We start from the raw sequence: 16,957 nt of genomic DNA on the forward strand, positions 1-16,957 counted from the left end.
CGCGGTGCTGCAGCGCGCGGCCGACCTGGCCGACCACCTGCAGCGCCATCCCGGGCTGCGCCTGTCCGAGGTGGCGGCCACGCTGATGCGCGGGCGCCAGCCCATGGCGCAGCGCCTCGCGGTGGTGGCGCGCGACCTGAACAGCGCGCGCAGCGCGCTGCGCGCCGTCAAGAGCAGCACGACCGCCGCGGCCCGCCCGCGCCTGGTGTTCCTGTTCCCCGGCCAGGGCTCGCAGCACCCCGGCATGGCGCGTGGCCTCTACGACGAGGCGCCGGCCTTCCGCGAGGCGCTGGACCGCTGCCTCGCGGTGGCCCGCAGCGCGCTCGACGTGGACCTCAAGGCCTGGCTGGTGACGGCCGACCCGGCCGACCGCAAGGTCGCCGAGCAACTGGCCCAGACCCGCCATGCGCAGCCGGCCCTGTTCGCCGTCTCGCACGCACTGGCCGCCTGGCTCGACAGCCTGGGGCTGCAGCCGCAGGCGATGATCGGCCACAGCATCGGCGAATACGCCGCCGCCTGCCATGCCGGCGTCTTCAGCGTCGAGGACGCGATGCGCGCGGTGATCGCGCGCGGCCAGGCCATGTACGAACAGCCGCCGGGCGCGATGCTGGCCGTGCGGGCGCCCGCGGACACGCTGCGCCCGCTGCTGCCCGAGGGCATCGAGATCGCCGGTCACAACGCGCCGGCCCTGTGTGTCGTCGCCGGCGGCTGCGACGCCATCGAGCGTTTTGCGCTGGAGCTCGAAGCCCGCGAGATCGGCACCACCCGGCTGCGCGTCTCGCATGCCTTCCACAGCGCCGCGATGGACGCAGCGCTGCCCCGTGTCGCCGCGGCGCTGCAGCCGCTGGCTTTGCGTGCGCCGCGGCTGCCGGTCTATTCCTGCGTCAGCGGCGCGCTGCTGCAGACGCAGGAGGCCACCGACCCCCAGTACTGGGCCCGCCAGGTACGCGCCAGCGTGCAGTTCCACCGCGCCGTCGCCAACGAGCTGGCCCAGCCGGGCGAGACCGTCTTCGTCGAGGTCGGTCCCGGCCAGGCGCTGACCGCGCTGCTGCGCCAGCACCGCACGGCTGCCGGCGGCGTGCCGCGTATCGTGCCGCTGCTCGGCCCGGCGCAGGATCCGGGCGACGCGGCGGTGGCCGCGCTCGGCGGTGTCGGCGCGCTCTGGTGCGCCGGGGCCGAACCGGCCTGGCCGGTGGCAGCGAGCGCGCGCCGCGTACCGCTGCCCACCTATCCCTACGCCGACGAGCGCCACTGGTTCGCGCGCCGGCCCCCGAATCCGGAGGCCGCGCCGGCGGCCCCCGCCGCCGTGGCGAGCGCCGCGGCCCTGTGCCCTTCCCCCGCTGTCGAGGTTCCCACCACCATGAGCCGACTCTCCGTCCTAGTCCAGGAACTCACGCGCATCCTCAGCGATGTCTCGGGCCTGCCGGCCGAGGAGATGAGCGAGGCCGCGAGTTTCGTTGACCAGGGCCTGGACTCGCTGTCGCTGACCCAGGCCACACTGGAGCTGGAGCGCGTGTTCGGGGTCAAGCTGCGCTTCCGCCGGCTGCTCGAAGACCTGGACACGGTGGGCAAGCTGGCTCGCTTCCTCGACGCTGAACTGCCGGCCGGGCAGTTCGCGCCGCCGCCGGCCGTCGCCGCCGCCACCCCGCCCGCGGCGGCCATGCCGGCTCCCCCCCTTGCAGCACCGGCGGCCGCCCCCGCGGTGCCAATGGCGCAGCTCCCAGCGATGCCGGCCGCAGGCACAAGCACCGGCCTGCAGCTGCTGATCCAGCAGCAGATGCAGCTGATGTCCCAGCAGCTCGCCTTGCTCGCGGGCCAGCCGCCGGTCGCCCTGCCCGATATGCCGGTGCCCGCGGCACAGCCGGCGGCAGCCGCGTCTGCGGCGCCGGTCGCCCGCGCGGCCGCCACGGCGGCCGCGGAAGCGGCACAGCCGTCGATCAAGGCGCTGGTCGAGAAGCCCTTCGGCGCCTCGGCCCGCATCACGCTGGAGGCGCGCCAGGAATTCACGCCCGAGCAGCGCCGCTGGCTCGACGACTTCATCCGCGCCTACAACGGCAGCACCGGTGGCTCCAAGCGCTACAGCCAGCAGCATCGCAAGGTGATGGCCGACCCGCGTGTCGTGACCGGCTTCAACCCGCTCTGGAAGGACCTGGTCTACCCCATCGTGGTGGACCGCTCCAAGGGGTCGCGCCTGTGGGACGTGGACGGCAACGAGTACATCGACCTGTTGTCCTGTTTCGGCGGCAACCTGCTGGGCTACCAGCCCGAATCGGTGGTCCAGGCCATGAGCCAGCAACTGCAGCTGGGTCTCGAAGTGGGGCCGCAGCATCCGCTGGCCGGCGAGGTCGCGCAGCTGATCTCCGAGTTCACCGGCATGGAGCGGGTGGCCTTCTGCAACACCGGCTCCGAGGCGGTGATGGGCGCGATGCGGGTGGCCCGCACGGTGACCGGGCGCAAGACCATTGCGATCTTCACCAACTCCTACCACGGCATCTTCGACGAGGTCATCGTGCGCGGCACGCGCCAGCTGCGCTCGCTGTCGGCGGCGCCCGGCATCCTGGCCAGCGCGGTCGAGAACATCCTGGTGCTCGACTATGCGAGCGACGAGTCGCTGCGCGTCCTGCGCGAGCGGGCCCACGAGCTGGCGGCCATCATGATCGAGCCGATCCAGAACAAGATCCCGACCTTGCAGCCGCGCGAGTTCGTGCAGTCGCTGCGCGAGATTGCCGACGCGGGCGGCTGCGCGCTGATCTTCGACGAGGTGGTGACCGGTTTCCGCGTTGCCCCGGGCGGCGCCCAGGAGTTCTACGGCGTGCGCGCCGACATCGCCACCTACGGCAAGGTGATCGGCGGCGGCCTGCCCTTCGCCGCCATCGCGGGCAGCAGCCGCTGGCTCGACGCGCTCGACGGCGGCCACTGGCAATACGGCGACGAGTCCTATCCCGAAGCCGGCGTGACCTACTTCGCCGGCACCTTCGTGCGCCACCCGCTGGCCCTGGCCGCCAGCCACGCAACCTTGCTGCACCTGAAGCGCGGCGGCCGCGAGTTCTACCGCAGCCTCAACGACCGCACCCAGCGCCTGGTGGAGCGCCTCAACACCGCCTTCGCAGTGCGCGGCGCACCGGTCAAGGCGGTCCATTGCGCCTCGCTGTGGCGGCTGCACTGGGACGACAACCAGAAGTACGTCAGCCTCTTTTACTACCTGGCGCGTCACCGCGGTCTGCACCTCTATGAGCAGTTCGGCCACTTCGTCACCGAGGCGATGGGCGAGGCCGACACCGACCGCATCTTCCAGGTCTTCACCGACGCCCTCGACGAGTTGATGGCGCTGGGTTTCATCCTGCCCCGGGACGGCACGCCGCCGCCCCCGCCGCGCGGCGGAGGACAGGACCAGTCGGCGCCGCCCAAGGGTGGCAGCAGCCACGAAGGCCCGCTTTCGCCCGGGCAGACCGAACGCTGGCTGGCCGCCGGCTACGACAGCCATGCACGCCGGGCGCTCAACGAGTCCCTGTGCATCAGCCTGCGCGGTGCCGTCGACATCGCGGCGCTGAAGATGGCGCTGCAGGACGTGCTGGGCCGGCACTCGGCCTTTTCCATCCGCTTCGACCTGGAAGAGCCACGCCAGCGCCTGGAGCCGGCCGCGGTGTTGCCGGTGCAGGAGATCGACCTGCGCCAGCAGCCCGACAGCGATGCCGCGCTGGACGCCTTCTGCAGCGAGGCCAGCGCCCGCGACTTCCCGCTCGACAGCGCCCCGCTGGCCGCCGCCAGCCTGCTGCGGCTGGCCGACGGTCGGGTCGTGGTGCACCTGGTCGCCAGCCACCTCGTCTTCGACGGCTGGGCCTCCAGCGTCTTCAATGCCGAGCTGGCCACCGCCTACCGCGCCCGCAGCCACGGCATCGCGCCGACCCTGCCGCCGGCCGAATCCCCGATCGTCTTCGCACGCCAGGAGCTGGAGCGCCTGGAAGGCCCGGCCGGCCGCGAAGCGTTGCAGTTCTGGCAGGGCCTGATGCAGCCGCTGCCGGCACGGCTGGAGCTGGGCGACCGCACGCCGCCGGCCGAGCGCCGTTATGCCGCCGACACCTTGCGCACCCGCTTCGACGGCGAGCTGCTGGCCCGGCTGCGCAGCCAGGCGCGCCAGTCCGGCGCCACGCTGTTCCAGCTGCTGCTGAGCGCGCTGACCCTGATGCTCAGGCGCGAAGCCGGCCAGGACGACTTCCTGGTCAGCATTCCCTACGCCAGCCAAAGCCTGCAGCGCCGCGGCCCCTTGATGGCCGACGGCGTGCTCGACCTGCCGCTGCGCCTGTCCTGCCGCGCCGGCGACAGCGGCGCCGGGCTGCTGCAGCGCGTGCGCGGCCAGCTGATGGACGCGCTCGAACAGCCCCTGATGACACAGGGCACGCTGGCCCGCGCGCTGGGCCTTCGCAGCGCTGGCAACCGCCCGGCGCTGACCGGTGTGTTCTTCAACCTCAACCCGCGCATCGACCTGTCGGCCTTCGCCCCCTTGCAAGCGACGATGCACGAGGGCCGCAAGCGCGGCTCGCTCAGCGAGCTGTTCTTCAACTTCTATGAACAGGACGACGCGCTGACGCTGGACCTGCACTACAGCACCGAGCTGTTCAGCCCGCAGCGTGCGCAGGCCCTGGTGGAGGCGCTGAGCGCAGCCGGCCGCCAGCTCGCCGAGGACCTGAACGGGCCGCTTGAGTTGGCGCAGACGCAGCCCGCGGTCCTGGTACCGGCCACGGAAGTCCCGACCACCCGCCCGAGCGACGACGTCGACGCACGCCTGCGAGCCTGGAACGCGACGGAAACGCCGCTGGCCGAAACGCCGCGTGTCGAAGCCTGGATCGCCGAGCAGGCGCAACGCACGCCCGACGCCGTGGCCCTGGTGGCTCCGGGTGGCCCGCTGAGCTACCGCGAGCTGGACGCCCGCGCCAACCGCTACGCCCACCTGCTGGGCCGGCGAGGTATCGGTCCCGGCGCGCTGGTCGGCCTCTGCCTGGGGCGCGGCCCGGAGCTGCTGCCGGCGCTGCTGGGCGTGCTGAAGGCAGGCGCCGCCTACGTGCCGCTGGACCCGGGCTTTCCACGCGATCGTCTGCAGTACATGGCCGAGGATGCCGAGCTGCGGCTGGTCATCACCGAGTCCGCCCATGCAAGCCTGGCCGGCCTGCCGCGCGAGGCCCAGCTGCGCATCGACGACGATGCCGCCGAGATCGCCGCCGCCCCCGACCAGCCACCGGCTCCGTTGCAAGCGCCGCCCGACGCGCCGGCCTACGTCATCTACACCTCCGGCTCGACCGGCCGGCCCAAGGGCGTCGTGCTGCCGCAGCGCGCGGTGTGCAACTTCCTCGCCAGCATGCGACGCGAGCCCGGGCTGCAGGCGGGCGACCGCCTGCTGGCGGTGACCACGCTGTCCTTCGACATCGCGGTGCTGGAGCTGCTGCTGCCGCTGACCGTCGGGGCCCGCGTGGTGCTGGCCCAGCGCGAGGACACGATGGACGGCGAAGCCCTGGCCGGCCTGATCGCCGACCACCGCATCAACGTGATGCAGGCCACCCCGACTACCTGGCACCTGCTGCTGGACGCCGGCTGGCGTGCGCCGGCGGGCTTTCGCGCGCTGTGCGGCGGCGAGCCGCTGCCGCCCGCACTCGCGGCACGGCTGCTGGCCCAGGGCGTCGAGCTGTGGAACATGTACGGCCCGACCGAGACCACTGTCTGGTCGACGCTCGCGCGCATCCACGATGCGGGACAGCGCATCACGGTGGGCCGTCCCATCGCCAACACCCAGGTCTGGATCCTCGATGAGCAGCAGCGCCCCTGCCCGGTGGGCGCCGAAGGCGAGATCTGCATCGGCGGTGCCGGCGTGGCGACCGGCTACTTCAAGCGCCCCGAGCTGACGGCCGAACGTTTCGTGAGCGACCGCCTGAACGGCCAAGCCGGTGCCCGCCTCTACCGCACCGGCGACCTGGGCCGCTGGCGCGAGGACGGCAGCATCGAACACCTCGGGCGCCTCGACTTCCAGGTCAAGATCCGCGGCTACCGCATCGAGCTGGGCGAGATCGAAAGCCGGCTCGACGCCGAGCCCGGCATCGCGCGCAGCGTGGTGGTGGCGCGCGAGGACCAGCCGGGCGACGTGCGCCTGGTGGCCTACCTCGTCACCCCCGGCGGGGGGCCGGTGGACGAGGCCGCCCTGCGCACGCGCCTCAAGCAGTCGCTGCCCGACTACATGCTGCCGGCCCAGGTCGTGACCCTGTCGGCCCTGCCCCTGCTGCCCAACGGCAAGATCGACCGCAAGGCGCTGCCGGCGCCTGTCCCGAGCCGCATTGCCCAGGCTGCAGCCGCCGCGGCGGCCAGCCTGGCCGCCACGGCCGCAGCCGTGCCCTCCGCCTCGCCGCAGGAGGCGGGCCCGAGCGCCGCCGCGATCGCCGAGCTGATGGCCGAGGTGCTGGGCCGCCCCTCGGTGGCCGAACACGACAACTTCTTCGAGCTGGGCGGTCATTCGCTGCTGGCGGCGCGCCTCGCGGCCCGGCTGGGCCAGCAGTTGCAGCGACGCATCGGCCTGAAGGCCTTGTTCGAAGCCCCGACGCCCGCTTCGCTGGCGGCCGCGCTCGGTGCCCAGAAGGCCCAGGCGGGCCCGGCCACCGCGCTGCGCATTCCCGCCCGGACCGAGCAGGGCATGGCGCCACTGTCGCTGATGCAGCAGCGCCTGTGGTTTCTGGAGGAGGCCCACCCCGGCACGGCCGCCCACAACGTGCCCTCGGCCCACCGGCTGAGCGGCCCGCTCAACCTGCCGGCGCTGGAGCAGGCACTGCAGCAGATGGTGGACCGCCAGGCGGCGCTGCGCACCTGGCTCGAGCGCACCCCCGAGGGCCCGGTGCAGCGGGTCGCCGAACGGCTCGATCTGCGCCTGCCGCTGAGCGACCTGCGCGGCCTGCCCGCGGCCGAGCGCGAGGCTGCGCTGCAGGCGCAGATGACCGAGCTGGTGCGCACGCCCATCCCGCTCGAGCAGGGGCCGCTGTTCCGCGCCCGCCTGTACCGCCTCGGCGACCAGGAACACGTGCTGTTTTTCATGGCCCACCACGTCGTCTTCGATGGCTGGTCCTTCGACCTCTTGTACCGCGAACTGTCGGCCCTCTACCGCGCCGCCAGCCAGGGCGTCGAAGCCGAGCTGCCCGCCCTGCCGGTGAGCTACGGCGACTTCTCCGCCTGGCAACGCGACTGGATGCTCGGCGAGGAGCTGGAGCGCCAGACCGCCCACTGGCGCGAACGCCTGACGCCGCTGCCCGAGCCCATCGAACTGCCAATCGACCGTCCCCGCCCGCCTGCGATGTCGGGCCGCGGCGGCTCTCACCACCACTACCTCTCGCGCGACCTGACCGACCAGCTGCACGCGCTGGCGCAGCGCCACGGCCGCACCCTCTATGTCGCGTTGCTGGCGGCCTACTCGGCGCTGCTGCACCGCATGACCGGGCAGACCGACCTGGTGGTCGGCACCCCGGTGCGCGGCCGCGAACAGCCCGAGCTCGAAGGGCTGATGGGCTTTTTCGTCAATGCGCTGCCACTGCGCCTGCGTCCCGCTGCCGAGCTCGGTTTCGGCGAGTGGATGCGCCGGGTTCACGAGGTGGTGGTCGATGCCTTCGCCTACCCGGACGTGCCCTTCGAGCACCTGGTGCACACCCTCAAGGTGCCACGCGACCCCAGCCGTCCGCTGATCTACCAGGTGATGTTCTCCTTCCAGGACGCGCGCGACCGCCCGCTGGGCTGGGGCGAGCTGAAGCACCAGCGGGTCGAGACCGCGCTGACCGGTGCGTCGGAAGAGCTGAGCCTGTGGTGTGTCGAGACGCCGCAGGGCGTCGAGTGCGCCTTCACCTATGCCGCCGACCTGTTCACGCCGCAAGCCGTGGCCCGCATCGCCGAGCGTTTCGAGACCCTGCTGAAGGACGTCGTCGCCGACGCGGCCCGCACGCTGGGCGTCTGCCGCGTCGCGAGCGACGCCGAGCAGGCCACGCTGGCGGCGTGGAACCGGACCGAGGCCGAGGTCGAGCGCGGCCACATCGCCCGGCTGCTGGAGCGGCAGGCCGCGCGCTGCCCCGATGCCGTCGCGCTCAGCTTCGCCGGCCAGCGGCTCAGCTACGCCGAATTGGACGGCGCGGCCAATTGCCTGGCGCACCAGCTGCGCGCCCGCGGCGCGCGTCGCGGCACCCTGGTGGGCCTGTGCCTGGAGCGCAGCATCGCGATGGTGGTGGCCCAGCTGGCCATCCTCAAGTGCGGTGCCGCCTATGTGCCGCTCGACCCGGCCTACCCGGCCGAGCGCCTGGCCTACATGGTCGAGGACGCGAAGCTGACGCTGCTGGTCAGCAACAGCGCGCTCACCGACCAGCTGTCGTTCTCGCCCGAGACCACCCTGAGGGTCGACGCCGAGGCCGCCGAGATCGCCGGCCAGCCGGCCACGCCGCTGCCCGACGACCACCTGGCCGCGCGCGCCGAGGACCCGGCCTACGTGATCTACACCTCGGGATCCACCGGCCGGCCCAAGGGCGTGGTGGTGCCGCACCGCGCGGTGCTCAATTTCCTCACCAGCATGGCGCACGAGCCGGGTCTGGCCGCGTCGGACCGGCTGATCGCAGTGACCACGCTGTCCTTCGACATCGCGGTGCTGGAGCTGCTGCTGCCGCTCTCGGTGGGCGCCCAGGTGGTGCTGGCCAGCCGCGACGAGGCGATGGACGGCCGCGCGCTGCGCGGGCTGATCGAGACGCACAGCGCCACCGTGATGCAGGCCACCCCCTCCACCTGGCAGATGTTGATGGAGGCGGGCTGGGAGGGGTCGCCCGGCTTCAAGGCCCTGGTCGGCGGCGAGGCGCTGTCGGCCGAGCTCGCGACCCAGCTGCTGGCCCGCTCCGGCGAGCTGTGGAACATGTACGGCCCGACCGAGACCACCGTGTGGTCGACCTGCTGCAAGGTCGAGGCGCCCGAGCGCGGCATCTCGATCGGAAAGCCGATCGCCAACACCAGCGTCTGGGTGCTCGACGAGCGCCAGCAGCCCTGCCCGATCGGCGTGCCCGGCGAGATCTGGATCGGTGGCGATGGCGTCACGCTGGGCTACCTGCAGCGCCCCGAGCTGACGGCCGAGCGTTTCGTCGCGCACCGCGGCGACGGACTGCAGGCGCCGGCCGGCCTGCTCTACCGCACCGGCGACCGCGGCCGCTGGCGCCATGACGGCCTGCTGGAACACCTGGGCCGGCTGGACTTCCAGGTGAAGGTGCGCGGCCACCGCATCGAGCTGGGCGAGATCGAGTCCACCCTGCTGTCGCACCCCGGTGTGAGCCGCGCGGTGGTCATGGTGCGCGAGGACCGTCCGCGCGACCAGCGGCTGGTCGCCTACCTGGTGGCCCGCGACGAGCTGCCGCCGGCCGGCGAGCTGCGCGAGCACCTGCGCCAGGCGCTGCCCGACTACATGCTGCCGCAGCACTATGTCCGGCTGGACGCTCTGCCCCTGCTGCCCAACGGCAAGGTGGACCGCAAGGCGCTGCCCCCGCCGCCCGAGAGCGAGGCGGCGCCGCTGCACACCTTCGCCGCGCCGCGCACCGAGCGCGAGATCGCGCTGGCCGAGATCTGGGAACGGCTGCTGGGCATCCGGCAGGTCGGGGTGACCGACAACTTCTTCGACCTGGGCGGCCATTCGCTGCTGGCGATGCGCGCCGTGACCGAGGCCGAGAAGGTGCTGCACACCCGCATCAACGTGCGCCGCTTCATCTTCGAGACCCTGGGCCAGCTGGCCGCGACGCCGGCCGATACAGCGACGCCGGCGGCGAGTGCGGCGGCCGGGGCGCGCAAGCCCTGGCTGAACCGTGTGCTCGGCGCCATCGGGCTGCAGGGCCGAACACGCAATGCCTGAGACCATGCCCTGTCCGCTGCGCCGCCGGATCGGGCATGATCTGCCCCACCCGCCTGGCGTCCTTCCGGCGCCCCGTGTTTTCCAAGCTGCATGACCCCTCTGGTTTTCGGCCCCGCCGGCCGACCGATGTTCGGCCTTCACCACCCCGCCGCCGTGCGCCTCGCGCCGGCGACGGCGGTGCTGCTGTGCAACCCTTTCGGGCAGGAGGCGGTGCGCACGCACCGGCTCTTCAAGGTGCTGGCGGAGCGCCTCGCGCGGGCCGGCATGGACGTGCTGCGCTTCGACTACCACGGCACGGGTGAATCGCCGGGCGACGACACGGCCGGCGATCTGGCCGGCTGGGTCGCCGACATCGGCACCGCGCACGAGGAACTGCTCAGGCGCTGCTCGCCCGAGCAGGTGGTCTGGGTCGGCGTGCGGCTGGGCGCGACGCTGGCGGCGCTGGCCTGCGGCAGCGTGCGGCGCGCGCCGGACCGGGTGGTGCTGTGGGAGCCGCTGGCGCACGGCGCGGACTACCTGGAGCTGCTCGCGCGCAAGCATGTCGAGGCCTTGGAAGACAATTTCGGTCAGCCTCAGCCAGAGGCTCGCGCCTGGCTGGCGACGCACCGGCTCGACGAGCTGGACGAAGCGATCGGCTTCGGTCTCTCGCCACGGCTGCGCCAGCAGCTGATGCGGCTCGAGCCGGCCTCCTTCTCGGGCGTCTCCGGCCTGCGCTGGACCGTGATCGCCGAGCCCGGCAACCGTGGCGCCGGCGAGCTGGCCGAGCGCTTCCGCTCGGCCGGCCAGCCGGTCGAGTGGCTGGACTTTGCCCACAGCTTCGAATGGACCTCGGAGGAGGCGCTCAACACCGCGCTGGTGCCGGCCGAGGCCCTGCAACTGCTCGCCCGTCATATCGGTGCCTGAATGAAGGAAGTCCCCGCCATCGAAGTCCCGGTCCAGTTCGGCAGCCACGCCCATCTGCTCGGCATGCTGACGCGACCACCGGCCGCCCCTCCCCACGCGGTCGGCGTGATCCTGCTCAATGCCGGCGTGATCCACCGCATCGGTCCGCACCGGCTCAACGTCAAGCTCGCCCGCGAGCTGGCGGCCCGGGGCTTCGCCAGCCTGCGCTTCGACCTCTCGGGCCTGGGCGACAGCCGGGTACCGCCCAACGCCGCCGGATTCACCGAGCAGGCGGTGCGGGACATCCGCGCCGCGATGGACGAGCTGGGCCGGCGTTGCGGCACCACCCACTTCGCGATCGCCGGCCTCTGTTCGGGCGCGCACCACGGCCTCAACGCCGCTCTCGCCGACGAACGCATCGAAGGCCTGGTGCTGCTGGACGGCCATGCCTACCCGACCCACCGGACCCGCCTGGTGCGCATGCGGCGGCGGCTCGCACAGATGTCCTGGGCGGAGCTGCTCGGCTGGCCCTTGCGGCGCGCGGCGCGCCTGGTACAAAACCGCCGCGAGGCACGCGCGGCCAGACAGGCCGCCGGCGAGGAACGCAGCAGCAGCGCGAGCACCCCGACCCGCCGTCAATATGCGGCTGCGATGCAGACACTGGTCTCGCGCGGGGTCGCGGTCTATCACATCTATTCCGGCAGCCTGCTGGAGAGCTACAACCACGCCAGCCAGTTCCGCGACGCCTTTGCCCGCTTCGCCTTTGTCGACCAGGTGCGCTGCGACTACCTGAGCGAGATCGACCACACGGTGACACCGCTCGCGGCCCAGGCCCTGGTGCGCGAGCGCATCGCCGCCTGGGCGCTGGCCCTGCCCCGGGTGGCCGGGGCCCGCACCGAGCCCGACGCCCCGGACAGCCCAGCGCTGATGCCGGCCGAACGGGCCGCGGCCTGAGCGGCACGCGACGCCCGCCCAGCCTTGCCGGCATGAACGCCCCGACCGCAGCCATCGTCGACCTGAGCGACACGCTCGGCTGGCCCCCCGTGCGCCTCTGGTGGACCGAACTGCACGCCTGGCCCAGCGCCCTCGAAGAGGCCTGCCTTTCGGCGGAGGAGCGCGCCCGCGGCGCCCGCTTCGTCTTCGAGCGCGACCGGCGCCGCTACCTCGCCGCGCACTGCGCGCTGCGCGCCGTGCTGGCGCGGCACTGCGGCTGCGAGCCAGCGGCCCTGAGCTATGGGCAGGGCCCTCAGGGCAAGCCCTTCCTGACCAGCCACGCCGGCCCCGCCTTCAACCTCAGCCACAGCGGCGACGTCGCGCTGATCGGGCTGGCACCCGAGGGGGAGCTCGGTGTCGACGTCGAACTGCTGCGCCCGATGAACGACGTGCTCGGGCTGGCGCGCAGCAACTTCAGCACGCCCGAGTTCCAGGCCTTGCAAGCGCTGCCACCGGAGCAGCGCGAGCTCGCCTTCCTGACCTGCTGGACCCGCAAGGAGGCCTGTCTGAAAGCCCTGGGCACGGGCTTGAGCCTGTCGCCGGCGCGCTTCCATGCCGGCGTCGAGCCGGTGCCGGCTCGCGTCAAGATGCCGACCGACGACGGTGTCGTCGAGCTCGAGCTGAGGTCGATGCGGCATGGGCCTGCCGGCCTGATCTCCGTCGCCTGGCGCCTCGGCCCCCCTGATCCGGGCCCCTGCATTGAGGGGGGTGAAGCGCCGCGTGCGAGGGACGACGGCTATAGTGCCCCGCGGGAAAGGTAGTGCCGCGACAGACCGCCTCGAAGTCGTGCCGGGACTCGCGCTGCATCTTCCCAGGGAGTAGGAGTGCGAAGCGCTGCAGGGACTCGGTCCCGCCGCTTCGATGCCGCCGACCCCGGCTGAACGACCGCCCGCCCAGCGGGGCGCCGATCGCCCGGGCGGCTGGGAACCATGGGCGCCGCGCCGGCCCCACCCAACAACAAGACGGGCGCGAGTCGATGGGAATGTGGACCTTAGCAAGCAGATGGCGGACATGCACCCGTCTTTCACTTCGGGAAGACGGCCTCAGGACACGGCCCGGCTCGCCGATGCCCCTCCCCCTGAACCCTGCGCCCACCCGGTGCACCCGGCGGCGATGACCGCCGGTATCGGCCGGCTGGCCGGCTCGGTCTACCGCTTCGCCGCCGGCCGCCCCTATCCGGGCGGGCCACGCACCCGGCTGCCGGTGCTGATGTACCACCGCGTGGTGGCACGCCCTGACCCGCTGCTGACCGACGTGCCCGACGCGGCCGAGCTGGCCGACCAGCTGCGCGTGCTCTCGCAGGTCTTCACGGTGCTGCCGCTGGAGGAAGCGGCCGACCGGCTGCAAGCCGGCACACTGCCGGCGCGCGCCGCCTGCATCACCTTCGACGACGGCTACCGGGACAACTACGAGATTGCCTTGCCCTTGCTCAAGCAGTTCGGGCTGACCGCGACCTTTTTCGTCGCCACCGGCTTCATCGACGGCGGCCGCATGTTCAACGACACGGTGGTCGAATGCGTGCGGCGGCTGAACGGCCGCTCGCTCGACCTCAGCGGCATCGGGCTGGGACAGCGCAGCGCCTCGGACGACCGCTCGCGCATCGCGCTGGCCGAGGACATCGTGCAGGCCATCAAGTACGTCTCCCTGGAGCGCCGCGAGGAAGTGCTGTCCGATCTCACCGCCCAGGTGAACGAACCGCTGCCCGACAACCTGATGATGACGCCAGAACAGGTGCGCTCGATGGCGCGCCAGGGCATGACGGTGGGCGGCCACACCAGCCGCCACCCGATCCTGGCCAAGCTGGACCCCGCCGAGGCCGAGCGCGAGATCTTCGGCAGCCGCGACACCCTGGTCTCGCTGCTCGACGAGCCGCCGCGCTGTTTTGCCTATCCCAACGGCCGGCCCTACACCGACTACACCGCCGAACACATCGACATGGTGCGCCGGGCGGGCTACCGCTGCGCCGTCTCGACCGCCTGGGGGGTCGCCGAGCGCCACACCGACCGCTTCCAGTTGCCGCGGTTCGGCCCGATGGAGCGTCATCCGGCGGTGTTCGTCGCGCGTTTGATGCGCATGTCCTCCCACCACCAGCCCCGGCTGGTGACGGCAGACCCCGACCGGCCCGCCCCCAGCGCACCCCGCAGCGGCTGAGGCAGCGCCGAGCGCGACGACGACACCTTGTATTTCCGAATCGGCTGACCATGGCACGCCCGGGTTTCCAACTGCTGCCCCCACACCGCCACGGTCGCCGCGGCGGGCAGCGGCCTTGCTTTTCCTTCCTCTCCATGCAGTACCGGAGTCCCGGCAATGAGTGATCGCTTCGGCAGCAAGGCTGTCTTCCGCTCGGCCCTGCTCGTCACCGGCTCGACCTATGTGGCCTATGCCGCCGGCTTGCTGACCAACACCATGATCGCCCGCACCCTCGGGCCGGCCGACTTCGGGCGCTACTCCTACCTGATCTGGCTCTCGGGCCTGCTGGTGGTTTTCATCAACAACGGGCTCACCACCTCGGCGATCCGCTTCATCTCCGAATGCCTGGGCCGCGGCGAGAGCGAGGCGGCGAAAAGACTGCACCGCTGGTTCGGGGTGCGCCACTGGCTGTCGGCCTTCGGCGTCGGCGCGCTGTTCCTCGCGGCGCTGCCGCTGGTCAAGCCGGCCGGCTGGGAAGGCCACCTGCTGGTCTTCGGCGCGATCACGCTGGTCGCCGCGGTGGCGCGTGCCTGGTACCTGTTCGGCGTCTCGGTCGCCAAGGGCCATGGCCTGTTCGGACTCGAAGCCGGCAGCGTCAGCGTACTGGCGCTCGCCAACCTGCTCGCCGCGGCGCTGGCGATGGCCGCCGGCGCCGACCTCACCGGCTTCCTGCTGCTGTTCCTGCTGCACAGCATCGCGCACCCGCTGGTGATCGCGCTCTGGTCGCGCAAGGCCGGCATCGCGCGCGGCACCGGCCCGAACGATCCCGCGCTGCTGGAGCGCGTGCGCCCGCACCTGTGGTGGACCGTGGTGCTGACCTTCTCGGCCGCGCTGAGCAACAAGTCCATCGAGACCTTTTTGCTCAACCGCATGGTCGGCCCCGAGGCAGTGGGTTTCTTCGCGATCGCGGCGGCGCTGACCCGCGGCGGCGTCGACCTGCTGTCCTCGGGTCTCACGTCCATCCTGATGCCGACGATGGCACACGCCTTCGGCGCCGGCGGCATGGAGCGCGTGAGCCGCATCACCTCCGACGCGACGCGCTACTTCCAGTACCTGGGCCTGCTGCTGGCGGGCGTCGGGGCCTTCTGGGCCGGGCCTGTGATCGCCGTGATGTACGGACCGAAGTTCGCCGAAGCGGCCTTCCTGCTGCAGGTCATGGTGGTGGTCGGCGGCCTGACCTTGACCCAGGGCACCTTCGGCGCCTTGCTGTCGACCACCGACAACCAGCGCGTGCGGGCCGGGGTCTCGGTGTTCTCGGTGGTCTTCACCGCCGTGATGGCCGGCCTGCTGGTGCCGCGCTGGGGCCTGCACGGCGCACTCGCCGCGCACGCCATCTCCAGCCTGGTGGTGCTGGCCGTGGTGGCGCTGTTTGTCGTCCACACCTTGAAGATCCGCCTGCCGCTCGGCGACCTGCTGCGCATGGGCCTGGCGGCCCTCGGCGGCCTGGCGCTGGCGCTGCCCCTGGTGCTGCTCTGGCACGGGCTGGCCGCGCAGCTGGTGGCCGGCGTGGTGTACGGCGCCGGCTATGTCGGCTGCTCGCTGCTGCTGCGCGTCTGGTACACCAGCGACATGGCCGTGATCGGCTCGGCGACGCGGCGCTTCGCCTTCCTGCGCGGCGTGCCGGCCTGGCTGGACCGCTGGAGCCGGCCGGCCTGAGGACAGCGGGCCGGGACAGCCGATGTGGCCGCGCAACGCGGCAATGCCGCCGAAGATGGAAACCCGAGATGGACAAGCCAGCCCTGACCACGTCAATCCTGCATGCCGACCGCCGCCTGGGCGTTGAACACGGCGGCATTCGCACGCCCATCCACACGTCGATCCAGTATGGATACGAGCGTGTCGAAGACCTGATCGACGTGTTCCAGGGGAAGCGCAAGGGCGGCTTCAACTACGCGCGCCAGGGCACGCCGACGACCGCAGCCCTGGAGTCCAAGCTCGCGGCGCTGGAGCTGGGCCGGGGGGCGGTCTGCTTCTCCTCCGGCATGGCAGCCTTGACGGCGGTGTTCCTGACCCTGTTGCGCGCCGGCGATCACGTGGTGTCCAGCCGCTTCGTGTTCGGCAACACCCACAGTCTCTTCACCACGCTGGGCACGCTGGGGATCGAGGTCAGCCGGGTCGATGCCGGGTCGGCGGCCGAAGTGGCAGCGGCGCTGCGACCGAACACGAGGATGGTGTTTGTCGAAACGATCGCCAACCCCGGAACGCAGGTGCCCGACCTCGAGGCCATCGGCACCCTCTGCCGCGATCAGCGCCTGCTGTATGTGGTGGACAACACCATCACCTCACCGGTGCTGTTCCGGCCGCGCCATGTCGGCGCGGGCCTGGTGATCCATTCCCTGAGCAAGACCATCGCCGGCCACGGAGCCGCCCTCGGCGGCGCGGTCATCGACACCGGTGAGTTCGATTGGCTGCACTGTCCGAACATCGCCGACGCCTATCGCAGCGCCGACCCCGCCTCATGGGGCTTGCTCCAGATCCGCAAGAAGGGCTTGCGCGACATGGGTGCATCGCTGTCGTCGGAGCACGCCCACCAGATCGGACTGGGCGCCGAGACGATGGAGCTGCGGGTGCGCCAGAGCAGCGCAAACGCCCTGGCGCTGGCCCGCTACCTGGAGAGCCACCCCGCGGTGGACAAGGTCCACTACCCCGGCTTGCCCTCGCACCCGCAGCACGAGACCGCGCGCCGGTGTTTTGGCGCCGGGTCGTGGCTGCTGTCCTTCGAGTTGCGCGATCCGGGCTCCATGTGCCGCGTGATCAACAAGCTGCGCATCCCGATCAAGGCCACCGGGCTCGGCGACACGCGGACCCTGGTCATTCCCGTGGCACCGACGATCTTCTGGGAAGCAGGCGCGCAAGTCAGGGCAGCGATGGGCATCAGCGACGGCATGGTGCGGATCTCGGCCGGCATCGAGGACACGGACGACCTGATCGCGGACTTCGAGCAGGCGCTGGCGGACTGAAGCTCCGGCGACCTGCCGGGGCGGCGCCAGCCGCCGCCCG

General features: G+C 72.0%; 7 protein-coding genes. All 7 read left to right on the top strand.

Translation table 11 applies throughout. The features are described 5' to 3' along the window. Positions 1 to 4 precede the first annotated feature (4 nt). The 7 genes from OOT46_RS06510 (at position 5) to OOT46_RS06540 (ending at position 16,917) form a co-directional block, all read left to right on the top strand. Positions 5 to 9,892, top strand: coding sequence for an amino acid adenylation domain-containing protein (locus OOT46_RS06510; RefSeq protein WP_416136157.1), 9,888 nt, complete (start codon positions 5 to 7; stop codon positions 9,890 to 9,892). A 90-nt stretch (positions 9,893 to 9,982) separates the two neighbouring features. Then, positions 9,983 to 10,795 (top strand): serine aminopeptidase domain-containing protein, encoded by an 813-nt coding sequence (locus tag OOT46_RS06515; RefSeq protein WP_265402786.1) that lies wholly within the window; start codon positions 9,983 to 9,985, stop codon positions 10,793 to 10,795. Further along, a complete protein-coding gene (locus OOT46_RS06520; protein ID WP_265402787.1) occupies positions 10,796 to 11,728 on the top strand; it encodes an alpha/beta fold hydrolase in 933 nt (310 codons plus the stop codon). Positions 11,729 to 11,760: 32 nt separating this feature from the next. Beyond that, on the top strand, positions 11,761 to 12,528 hold the full coding sequence (locus OOT46_RS06525; protein WP_265402788.1) for a 4'-phosphopantetheinyl transferase family protein: 768 nt from the start codon (positions 11,761 to 11,763) through the stop codon (positions 12,526 to 12,528). Between the two features lie 352 nt (positions 12,529 to 12,880). Beyond that, positions 12,881 to 13,918 (top strand): polysaccharide deacetylase family protein, encoded by a 1,038-nt coding sequence (locus OOT46_RS06530; RefSeq protein WP_265402789.1) that lies wholly within the window; start codon positions 12,881 to 12,883, stop codon positions 13,916 to 13,918. Between the two features lie 156 nt (positions 13,919 to 14,074). After that, on the top strand, positions 14,075 to 15,613 hold the full coding sequence (locus OOT46_RS06535) for a lipopolysaccharide biosynthesis protein (RefSeq protein ID WP_265402790.1): 1,539 nt from the start codon (positions 14,075 to 14,077) through the stop codon (positions 15,611 to 15,613). A 68-nt stretch (positions 15,614 to 15,681) separates the two neighbouring features. Further along, a complete protein-coding gene (locus OOT46_RS06540; protein WP_265402791.1) occupies positions 15,682 to 16,917 on the top strand; it encodes a cystathionine gamma-synthase family protein in 1,236 nt (411 codons plus the stop codon). Positions 16,918 to 16,957 lie beyond the last annotated feature (40 nt).

The sequence above is a fragment of the Aquabacterium sp. A7-Y genome (assembly GCF_026153205.1).
In the GTDB taxonomy this organism is placed as follows: Bacteria; Pseudomonadota; Gammaproteobacteria; order Burkholderiales; family Burkholderiaceae_C; genus Caldimonas.

What these genes read in the sequence shown, in the direction of transcription:
- OOT46_RS06515 (WP_265402786.1), top strand. Translation starts at nt 9,983, where the DNA reads ATGACCCCTCTGGTTTTCGGCCCCGCCGGCCGACCGATGTTCGGCCTT.
- OOT46_RS06520 (WP_265402787.1), top strand. Translation starts at nt 10,796, where the DNA reads ATGAAGGAAGTCCCCGCCATCGAAGTCCCGGTCCAGTTCGGCAGCCAC.
- OOT46_RS06525 (WP_265402788.1), top strand. Translation starts at nt 11,761, where the DNA reads ATGAACGCCCCGACCGCAGCCATCGTCGACCTGAGCGACACGCTCGGC.
- OOT46_RS06530 (WP_265402789.1), top strand. Translation starts at nt 12,881, where the DNA reads ATGACCGCCGGTATCGGCCGGCTGGCCGGCTCGGTCTACCGCTTCGCC.
- OOT46_RS06535 (WP_265402790.1), top strand. Translation starts at nt 14,075, where the DNA reads ATGAGTGATCGCTTCGGCAGCAAGGCTGTCTTCCGCTCGGCCCTGCTC.
- OOT46_RS06540 (WP_265402791.1), top strand. Translation starts at nt 15,682, where the DNA reads ATGGACAAGCCAGCCCTGACCACGTCAATCCTGCATGCCGACCGCCGC.